The sequence below is a fragment of the Yoonia sp. genome (assembly GCF_046498525.1).
In the GTDB taxonomy this organism is placed as follows: domain Bacteria; phylum Pseudomonadota; class Alphaproteobacteria; order Rhodobacterales; family Rhodobacteraceae; genus Yoonia.
Genome location: NZ_JAWOAN010000224.1, coordinates 1 through 9,378, shown reverse-complemented (window position 1 = coordinate 9,378; position 9,378 = coordinate 1). Strand labels below are relative to the sequence as shown.

The following is a 9,378-nucleotide window of genomic DNA, read 5'->3' as shown; positions in this document are numbered from 1 at the left end:
CCGCCTTTCGATGGCCGAGGTATTGGCCTGTACGGCTATGACCCAATCAAGGTCCAGCGGCATGCCGTCGTTGCGTGGTAGGTGCAGTTGCGGCAGCTGGGATGTGGTCAGTGTCGGGGATTGGGTGGTCTGCAAGGTGGCCTCCTGCGGTGCCTAATAAGCGTGGCACTTCGGCGCACTCTTGGCAAGCTTTGACCGTTTGGTCAAATACTATGTGATTTGCTGCTGCGCCGTTGCTTTTCAGGTCGGTTGAACCACCTGCTTTTGAAACTTCTGGCGGTACTGCAGCGGGGTGAATCCGTGCGCGGCCCGAAAGAGTTTGTGGAAATGCGACATGTTGGGAATGCCGCAATCGGCTGCTATCACGCTGATTGCTTCGTTGTCGGTGGTCAGCGCCCGCGCGGCATGCTGCATACGGATGCGGTTCACATAGTCGGACGGCGTTTGCCCCAGATGCTTGCGCATCATGCGGCTGACATGCGGGTGTGCCTTGCCTGCGATGGCGACAAGTCCGGCAGAGCCGTTTCGGAAGACTGCGGGCGATTTTGCGGCTGTGCAGGCTTGGCTGAGCCAGACAGGAATATCATCAGCGAAGCTTTCCGCCGTCAGTTCCGCGCAGAGTGGCAGCAGAAAGGCTTCTGCGGCCAGCGTGTCACACGGGCTGCTTTCCAACTGCACTGCAGCATGGTTCAGGGCTGCCAGTTGGCGGATGTCGCGGTGGTTCCGGACAGGTGCGCCCTTTGACCAGAACAGATGCCCGTTCACGCTCGGATGTCGTTTGGCAAGCGCCTTAACAGCGGTTGGATGAATGCAAAGCGAGACGACAAGTGCGTGTTCACCGCGCCCTTGCAGGGCATGGGCCTGACCGGGGCGGAGAAAGACAACGTCACCTTCGTCGAGTGTTTCAGCATGTTCCGGCAGATGATGACGCACGCGGCCATTTTGCACCCAAAACAGTTCGTAAAAATCATGGTCATGCAGGGTTCTTGGTCGCGTCGGCGCAAGCGTCGCACGAGTCAGGCGAATCTGCGTGCCCTTTGCAAGAATATCTGCGTGACAGAGTATCTGGGTCATAGGATCAAAATAGCACAGCAATTGCTGCAGTGCAGCAGTAAAATTCCAGAGATGCAATAACCTGTGTCTTTCGGTAATTTCCTGCCGGAGGCGCTCTGAACCTGCTGATCGAATTGATTCTGCTTCCGCTCCATCGAAGCGCGACAGATCAACGTGACAAACTGTCGGTTCCAAGTTATGGCCTGCGCCAAGTAAACCAAACGAGGTGTCTCATGGGTTTTGACCGTTCAATCAAGATAGCCCCGTCCATCCTGTCTGCCGACTTTGCCAATTTCGGCGCTGAATGCGAAGCGATCGAGGCGCAAGGTGCCGATTGGGTGCATGTGGACGTCATGGACGGGCATTTTGTGCCCAATATTACCTTTGGCCCTGCAACCTGTGCAGCGATCCGGCCGCACATCAAGGGCGTTATGGATGTGCACTTGATGATCGCCCCTGTTGATCCATATATCGAAGGGTTTGCCAAAGCCGGTGCCGATATCATCACCGCACATGTCGAAGCGGGGCCGCATATTCATCGCACCTTACAAGCGATTCGCGGTGCGGGAGCGAAGGCGGGTGTCGCACTCAACCCCGGCACGCCTGCCTCTTCGGTCGAGACGCTTCTGGATATGGTCGATCTGGTCTGCGTGATGACGGTAAACCCAGGTTTTGGCGGGCAGAAATTCATTCACAGCCAGATCGAGAAAGTGCGCGAATTGCGCGCGATGATCGGGGACCGCCCTATCCACATCGAGATTGACGGCGGTGTCGATCCGACAACCGCACCTTTGGTTACGGCGGCGGGGGCCGATGTTCTGGTGGCGGGTTCTGCCGTGTTTCGCGGTGGTTCGGTGACTGATCCTGACCCTTATGGTGAAAATATGCGCGCGATCCGTGCCGCTGCTGCCAGTTAGGACCAACTGCCAAAAGTCCCCGACCCTTGAGGGTAGGAGGCTTTTGCCAACCGTGAGTTGTTCTTAAAAGTCCACGATTGTCGCGATCCCTTTTTCAAGGGCCAGATCAACGATTGAAGAGGCAACGGCAAGATCCTGCAAACCGACGCCTGTGCCATCAAAGAGCGTGATTTCATCATCTGACGTCCGACCCGGATGGGTGCCGTTAATCACCGCCCCAAGTTCGTTCACGTCGCTTTGCCGGATCAGTCCCTCGGCGATTGCGTGCTGCGCTTCACCGATGCTGATGGATTGGGCGACCTCGTCGGTGAACACTGTGGTTTGTGCAAGCAAGGCGGCTTCGATCTCTTGTTTGCCTTTTGTGTCGGTGCCCATGCAAGCGATATGCGTGCCGTCGCTGATATGGCTCGCCATGATTGTCGGCGCAAAAGTCGACGTGATCGAGATCACGACGTCGGCTTCGACCATGCCTTCAAGGGGGACCGCTTCAAACGGGACGCCTGCCTCATTTGCGACTTTCTCGATATTCGGCAGCATTTCGGGGTGGTAGTTCCAGCCGATGACTTTCTCGAAATCGCGCTGTTCCAATGCGGCGCGCAGTTGGAAGGTCGCCTGATGGCCCGCGCCGACCATGCCCATGACTTTCGCATCCTTGCGCGACAGATGCTTGATCGAAACAGAGGAGGCCGCAGCGGTACGGAGTGCTGTCAGCAGATTGCCCCCCACCATGGCCTTGACCATGCCGGTATCGGGATCGAACAGGAAAACCGTGGACTGGTGGTTGATATGTCCATGTTTTGCAAGGTTGTTTGGCCAATACCCGCCAGCCTTCAGTCCAAGTGCCATTCCGGCTTTGTCAAATCCGCCCTTGAAGCCGTAGAGCGCGTCTTCATAGCCTATGGCTTCACGGATGACGGGGAAGTTATAGGCGCTGCCCTTGGACATCGACGCGAACACTTTCTCGACGGCATCAAAAGCGTCCGCGCGCGTCAAAAGGCCCGCGATTTCTTTTTCGGGAACGATAATCATGGTCTTTGTCTTTCTTTTGCAGCCGTTCATCCGGGCCCTTTGCGGGGCTTTTTTGTGATGAGCGACCGTTAGGGAGCGCTGGACGATTAGTAAGCTTTGCCGCGTGCGGATACGGGCCACAGCGTTTCCACCTTGCCGTTGCGTACACCCACATACCAGTCGTGCACATTGCATGTCGGGTCACAGTGACCGGGTACAAGTTTGAGTTTGTCGTTGACCTTCAACACGCCGTCGGGGTCAGCGACAACGCCGTGTTCGTCAGAACATTTGACGTATTCAACGTCTGTCCGGCCATAGATCGTCGGCAGACCGCTATCCACGGACTGGACTTTCAAGCCCGCGTCAACGATGGCTTTGTCAGCTTTGGCGTGGCTCATGACAGAGGTCAGGATAAACAGCGCGTTCTCCCACTCGCCCCGGTCGATGCGGTTGCCGTCCTTGTCGAGGATGCGGCCATAATCCGCGTCCATGAAGGCGTAAGATCCGCACTGCAATTCGTTGAACACACCAGAAGCGCTTTCAAAATAGTAAGATCCGGTGCCACCGCCGCCGACGATATCGCTTTCGATCCCTTCTGCTTTCAGCATCGCTAGTGTCTCAGCCACCTGATCAATCGCGATCTGGGTTTTGGCCTGACGCTCTTCGTATGAATCAAGGTGCTGCATTGCGCCCTGATAGGCCTGAATGCCTGCGTATTTCAGGCCCGGTGCCGCGTCGATTGCTTTGGCAAGCTCTACAACCGGCTGCCCGTACTGCACACCACAGCGGCCTGCGCCCACATCGATTTCGACCAGACATTCGATTTGCGTGTCATGCTTCATCGCCGCAGCAGAGAGGTCCGCCACATTGTCGATGTCATCCACACAGCAGATTGTGCGCGCACCCAGTTTCGGCATCCGCGCCAGACGGTCGATCTTTTCAGGCTGGCGTACCTGATTGGACACCAGCACATCCTTGATGCCACCACGTGCAAAGACCTCTGCCTCTGACACTTTCTGGCAGCAGACACCGACGGACCCGCCCAGCTTTTCCTGCAGCAAGGCCACGTCGACAGATTTGTGCATCTTGCCATGGACGCGGTGGCGCATGCCGTGCGATTTTGCAAATTCGCCCATTTTCTTGATGTTCCGCTCCAGTGCGTCCAGATCCAGCACAAGGCAAGGTGTCTGGATGTCGGCCTCATCCATACCCGGCAGGGCAGGGACGTCGTAGCCGACTTCAAGGTTCTTGAGGTTGCTCATATCGTTCATGGTTTTCTCCCTTTAACCTTGCATCCAAGGCAATTTGTCGAGGTCGACGTTGCCGCCGGTGATGATGACGCCGACACGCTTGCCGGCGAATTTGTCTTTATTCTTCAGGATTGTGGCAAGTGGCACGGCACAGCTTGCCTCCATCACGATCCGCAGGTGTTTCCATGTGATTTTCATGGCGTCGATGATCTCTTCCTCGGATGCGGTGTAGATATCGGTCACGTAGTTGGACACAAAGTGCCAAGTGCGTTCTTTCAGCGGTACAAGCAGACCATCTGCGATGGTTTGAGGCGCATCATCGGCGATGATGTGACCGGCCTTGAAGCTGCGATAGGCATCGTCGGCCTGCTCTGGCTCAGATGCGATGATCTGCACTTCTGGCGCAAGCGTCGAGAGCGTCAGGCATGTACCCGAAATCATGCCGCCACCGCCAATCGGCGCAACCATCATATCAAGCCCGTCCACCTGCTCCATGAATTCCTTGGAGCACGTGCCTTGGCCTGCGATCACGCGTGGATCGTTGTAGGGGTGGACAAAATCGCCGCCCGTTTCGGCTTGCACACGCGCAAAGGTTTCCTCGCGCGATGTCGTGGAAGGGTCGCACTCGGTAATCACGCCACCATAACGGCGTACAGTGTCTTTCTTGGCCTGCGGTGCGGTGCGTGGCATGACCACGTTGCAGGGGATGCCCCGGCGCATGGCCGCATAGCTCAGGCATGAGGCGTGGTTGCCGGAAGAGTGCGTGGCAACACCGTTCTTGGCTTGCTCGTCAGTCAGCCCAAATACGGCATTGGACGCGCCACGGACCTTGAAGGCGCCGGGCTCTTGAAAGTTTTCGCATTTGAAGAACAGTTGCGCCCCGGTCAGCTCGTTCAGATAGTCCGAGGTGCGGATCGGTGTACGGTTGATGTGTGGCTTGATGCGCTCGTGCGCGTCCAGCATATCCTGATAGGTGGGGATATACATATCGCTGTTGTCTTTCATTACGCAACATCCTTCATCATCAGGTCCGTGCTGCCGCGGTAGTATTCTTGTGCCGCTGCGACGCCGGAACCGAGTTTGATATCGAGACCGAGGTCCACCATGCACATTTCAGCGGTTGCGATCCCCGACAGGGCCATGACGTCGGTCATGCTGCCCAAGTGGCCGATGCGAAAGACCTTGCCAGCAACTTCGCCAAGGCCGACGCCGAAGGCCACGCCGTATTTCTCGGCGGCATGGGTGACGATATCTGTGGCGTTGAAGCCTTCTGGTGTTTTGATGGCGCTAACGGTGTCTGAGTAGAGATCAGGTGAAGCAGCGCACAATTCAAGACCCCATGCATCAACGGCAGCCCGTACGCCCGATGCGATCCGGGTATGGCGTGCAAAGACATTCTCAAGCCCTTCCTTCAAAAGCGTTTCGGTTGCCAACAGCAACCCGTTCATCAGGCCAACAGCAGGCGTGTAAGGATAAGCGTTCGCGGCGTAGCCTTTGGTCATATCGGCGATATCAAAGAAAGTGCGCGGCAGCTTGGCTGTCTTGCTGGCATCCAGCGCTTTCTGGCTCAATCCGACAATCGCCAGACCTGCGGGCAACATAAAGCCCTTTTGTGAACCGGTGACGGCAACATCGACGCCCCATTCATCAAATCGGAAGTCAATGGACCCGATCGAACTGACCCCATCGACAAAGAGCATCGCAGGGTGATTGGCAGCATCCATCGCCTTGCGCACCGCTGCGATGTCAGACTTTACGCCAGTGGCTGTTTCGTTATGCGTGGCCAGAACCACTTTGATCTTGTGGTCTGTGTCGGCTTGCAAAATCTCGGTGTAGCGATCCGCCGGAATACCGTATCCCCAAGGCGTTTCAACGATCTTCACATTCAACCCATGACGCTGACACATATCAATCCAGCGGTGGCTGAACATGCCGTTGCGTGCGGCAAGAACTGTGTCGCCCGCTGACAGCGTGTTGGTCAGCGCCGTTTCCCAGCCGCCAGTGCCCGTGGAGGGAAAGATAAAGACTTCGGCCGTGTCGGACTTCAGAATTTCCTGAACACCTGCGCGCGCGGGGTGAAGTATCTGTCCAAACAGGGGTGACCGATGGTCGATCGTCGGCATGTCACAGGCCTTGCGAATAGCTTCGGGTATATTCGTCGGGCCGGGAATAAATACGGGGTTCTGAAAGCTCATAACCAATCCTCCATTGGGGTAAGCGTGTTTTGCCAGAGCCTGTCATGGCTGCATATTTTTTTGAAATTATTTTTCAAAACATGCACCAGAAAGAAAATTGTTTATTGTCAGTGGTTTATATTTTTCATAAAGTGAAATGACTTTTCAAAAGTGGGAAAAATCAATGCAAGACGAGGTCAAAAGGGGCCGTGGGCGTCCCAAGGCATGGGACGACAAGGCCGCGCAGAACACCATCAAATCGCTGGATCGTGCGCTGGAGGTGCTTGTGCAGCTTGGCGAGATGCAGGGCGGCACATTGTCAGAGATTGCAGGCGCTTTGGATCAGTCACCCGCCACGGTTTACCGTGTGCTGACAACCTTTCAGGGACGTGGTTTTGCCGACTTTGATGAGCAGAGCCAAACCTGGAGTATCGGCCCCGCCGCCTTTCTGACCGGGGCGCATTTCTTGCGGCGCACTTCTCTTGTGGAACGCGCACGTCCGATCATGCGTGACCTGATGGTGGCCACAGGAGAGACCGCCAACCTCGGTATCGAGCGCGATGGCAAGGTGCTCTTTCTGGATCAGGTCGAGACACATGCAACGATCCGTGCCTTTTTTCCGCCGGGCACAGCCGCTGATATGCATTCTTCGGGTATCGGAAAGGCGCTGCTTTGCCGGATGGATGACCGGCGTCAGCGTGCTGTCCTTGCTGCCAGTAAACTGGAACGATACACGCCCTTCACCCTGACCGACCCCGAAGCCATGATCGCCGATCTGCACGCGACCAAGGCGCGTGGCTACGCCATCGACGGTGAAGAGCGCAATATCGGGATGCGGTGCATTGCCGCCCCTGTCTATAACGTCTTTGGTGAAGCGGTCGCGGGAATTTCTGTTTCAGGGCCGACATCGCGGATCACCGAAAACCGGATCGCGGATTTGGCGGTACCGGTCATGGACGCGGCAGCGCGTCTGACACGTGCCATTGGCGGCAACAACCGGCCTGCCGACTAGCGTCTGGTAGATCGGATGGCACTGTCGCGGTAGTTGGGATCGTCACTGTAGGGCGAAGTCTTTGGCGGTGCGCTGAATTCGTCTTCGACGGGCGCGGCGACTTGAGTCAGCTTTTTCCAAAGCTTGCGTGCAAAGAACTGCGCAGTGATCACCAAGACCATGAAAGCGCCAAACGCCATCAGAATTGATGCCGTGCTCAGTTCGATGCAGGCCCCGTCTGCGCCAAACACAACGGCATAAAGAATACTGACCGTTTCTGTGCAATCGCCGAACATATCCGTCTGCCCTCTGTCTGTCATGAAATGATGGACGCTATCACAAAAAAACGGCAAACCTGAGGCGTCTCGAGAAAGACTGACCCCGCACCGAATTCTGCATGACATTTCCAAGAACGCTTCTTAGGGTTTCCTTCGGAATACGAAGAACGGAGCCTGCAATGCAGTTTGGTCTCACCGATGAACAGCAGATGATCGTGGATACGGTGCGCTCTTTTGTTGAACGCGAAATTTATCCACACGAAGATGCGGTGGAACGCAGTGGTGAGGTGCCAAAGGACATCGCGGAGGAGATAAAACACAAGACGATCGCGCTGGGCTTTTATGCGTGCAACTTCCCCGAGGAAGTGGGTGGTGCAGGGCTGTCGCATGTCGACTTTGCTTTGGTCGAGCGCGAATTGGGCCGCGGGTCCATGGCGCTGAACCATTTCTTCGGGCGCCCACAGAACATCCTGATGGCCTGTGAAGGTGACCAACGCGAACGTTATTTGTTACCTGCTGTGCGCGGCGAACGCATGGATGCACTGGCTATGACCGAACCTGATGCAGGGTCCGATGTGCGCGGCATGAAATGCAGTGCGATGCGCGACGGCGGCGATTGGGTGTTGAACGGGTCCAAACACTTTATCTCGGGTGCGGATCACGCTGATTTTTTCATCGTGTTTGTCGCCACCGGCGTGGACGAGACACCACGAGGCCCAAAGAAACGGATCACCACCTTTCTGGTCGACCGTGGAACGCCGGGCTTTGAGGTGCGCGATGGTTATGCCTCGGTCAGTCATCGGGGGTACAAGAACTGTATCCTTGATTTCGACAATTGCCGCCTGCCTGACGCGCAGGTGCTGGGCGAGGTCGATGGCGGTTTTGCCGTAATGAATGAATGGCTCTATGCGACCCGCATTACTGTGGCCACCATGTCGGTCGGGCGCGCCCGCCGCTGTTTCGACTACGCGCTGAACTACGCCGCCGAGCGCGAACAATTCGGCCAGCCCATTGGCAAGTTCCAAGGCGTCAGCTTTCAGATTGCCGATATGATCACCGAGATTGACGCCGCCGATTTGCTGACCCTTTCTGCCGCATGGCGATTGGACGAAGGGCTTCCTGCCAACCGCGAGATTGCTTCGGCCAAGGTTTACGCCACCGAGATGCTTGCCCGTGTGACTGACGCGACATTGCAGATTTATGGCGGCATGGGCTTGATGAGCGACTTCCCGATCGAACGGTTCTGGCGTGACGCCCGCGTGGAACGCATCTGGGACGGAACCTCGGAGATCCAGCGCCATATCATCAGCCGCGAATTGCTGCGCCCGCTGGGGGCCTGATGGAACGGCTGACACGGCTTTTCAATCCGCGTTCGATTGCTGTTATTGGCGGTGGTGCATGGGGGCGCGAGGTGATCCGGCAGTGCCGGAAGATCGGTTTTCGGGGTGACATCCGGGTTGTCCACCCCACCAGGGCTGATGTGGCAGGGCTGACGCCTTACCGAACCATCGAAGAACTGCCCGCAGCGCCTGATGCGGTGTTCATCGCGGTCAACAGACGCGCAACGATTGATGCCGTGCAATCTCTGGCCCGCATCGGCGCGGGCGGTGCGATCTGTTTTGCTTCGGGCTTTCGCGAAGCGGTTCATGAAGTGTCGGATGGCGATGAACTGCAAACCGCGCTGCTGGCTGCGGCGGGTGACATGCC

General features: G+C 56.7%; 10 protein-coding genes and 1 pseudogene. 4 read left to right on the top strand and 7 right to left on the bottom strand.

Features of this window, described 5'->3' with window-relative positions; all coding sequences use genetic code 11:
- Positions 1-135: pseudogene (locus tag R6T97_RS13725) on the bottom strand (deoxyribose-phosphate aldolase); the annotation flags it as partial.
- A 105-nt stretch (positions 136-240) separates the two neighbouring features.
- Positions 241-1,074, bottom strand: coding sequence for a helix-turn-helix domain-containing protein (locus tag R6T97_RS13720; protein WP_410349860.1), 834 nt, complete (start codon positions 1,072-1,074; stop codon positions 241-243).
- 212 nt (positions 1,075-1,286) lie between these two features.
- Here R6T97_RS13720 and rpe point away from each other — a divergent pair, with 212 nt between their 5' ends.
- Complete coding sequence (rpe, locus tag R6T97_RS13715; RefSeq protein ID WP_410349859.1) at positions 1,287-1,970, top strand: ribulose-phosphate 3-epimerase; 684 nt, start codon at positions 1,287-1,289, stop codon at positions 1,968-1,970.
- Positions 1,971-2,033: 63 nt separating this feature from the next.
- On the opposite strand, the gene bhcD is transcribed toward rpe, so the two are convergent.
- The 4 genes from bhcD to bhcA all read right to left on the bottom strand — a co-directional run bounded on the left by bhcD (position 2,034) and on the right by bhcA (position 6,423).
- Positions 2,034-2,999: an iminosuccinate reductase BhcD gene (gene bhcD / locus R6T97_RS13710; RefSeq protein WP_410349858.1), complete on the bottom strand. Its 966-nt coding sequence runs from the start codon at positions 2,997-2,999 to the stop codon at positions 2,034-2,036.
- Positions 3,000-3,085: 86 nt separating this feature from the next.
- Positions 3,086-4,249: a 3-hydroxy-D-aspartate aldolase BhcC gene (bhcC, locus tag R6T97_RS13705; RefSeq protein WP_410349857.1), complete on the bottom strand. Its 1,164-nt coding sequence runs from the start codon at positions 4,247-4,249 to the stop codon at positions 3,086-3,088.
- A 12-nt stretch (positions 4,250-4,261) separates the two neighbouring features.
- A complete protein-coding gene (gene bhcB / locus R6T97_RS13700; RefSeq protein WP_410349856.1) occupies positions 4,262-5,233 on the bottom strand; it encodes a beta-hydroxyaspartate dehydratase BhcB in 972 nt (323 codons plus the stop codon).
- Positions 5,233-6,423: an L-aspartate--glyoxylate aminotransferase BhcA gene (gene bhcA / locus R6T97_RS13695; RefSeq protein ID WP_410349855.1), complete on the bottom strand. Its 1,191-nt coding sequence runs from the start codon at positions 6,421-6,423 to the stop codon at positions 5,233-5,235. Before bhcA ends, bhcB begins: the two co-directional genes overlap by 1 nt.
- A 163-nt stretch (positions 6,424-6,586) precedes the next feature.
- On the opposite strand from bhcA, the gene bhcR reads away from it, so the two are divergent.
- A complete protein-coding gene (gene bhcR / locus R6T97_RS13690; RefSeq protein ID WP_410349854.1) occupies positions 6,587-7,414 on the top strand; it encodes an HTH-type transcriptional regulator BhcR in 828 nt (275 codons plus the stop codon).
- On the opposite strand, the gene R6T97_RS13685 is transcribed toward bhcR, so the two are convergent.
- On the bottom strand, positions 7,411-7,689 hold the full coding sequence (locus R6T97_RS13685) for a hypothetical protein (protein WP_410349853.1): 279 nt from the start codon (positions 7,687-7,689) through the stop codon (positions 7,411-7,413). The two genes, bhcR and R6T97_RS13685, sit on opposite strands and share 4 nt — an antisense overlap.
- A gap of 161 nt (positions 7,690-7,850) precedes the next feature.
- Between R6T97_RS13685 and R6T97_RS13680 the strand changes: the two genes are divergently transcribed.
- On the top strand, positions 7,851-9,011 hold the full coding sequence (locus tag R6T97_RS13680; protein ID WP_410349852.1) for an acyl-CoA dehydrogenase family protein: 1,161 nt from the start codon (positions 7,851-7,853) through the stop codon (positions 9,009-9,011).
- Positions 9,011-9,378: CoA-binding protein (locus R6T97_RS13675; RefSeq protein ID WP_410349851.1), on the top strand; the 368-nt coding region annotated here is incomplete at its 3' end. The genes R6T97_RS13680 and R6T97_RS13675, both read left to right, overlap by 1 nt.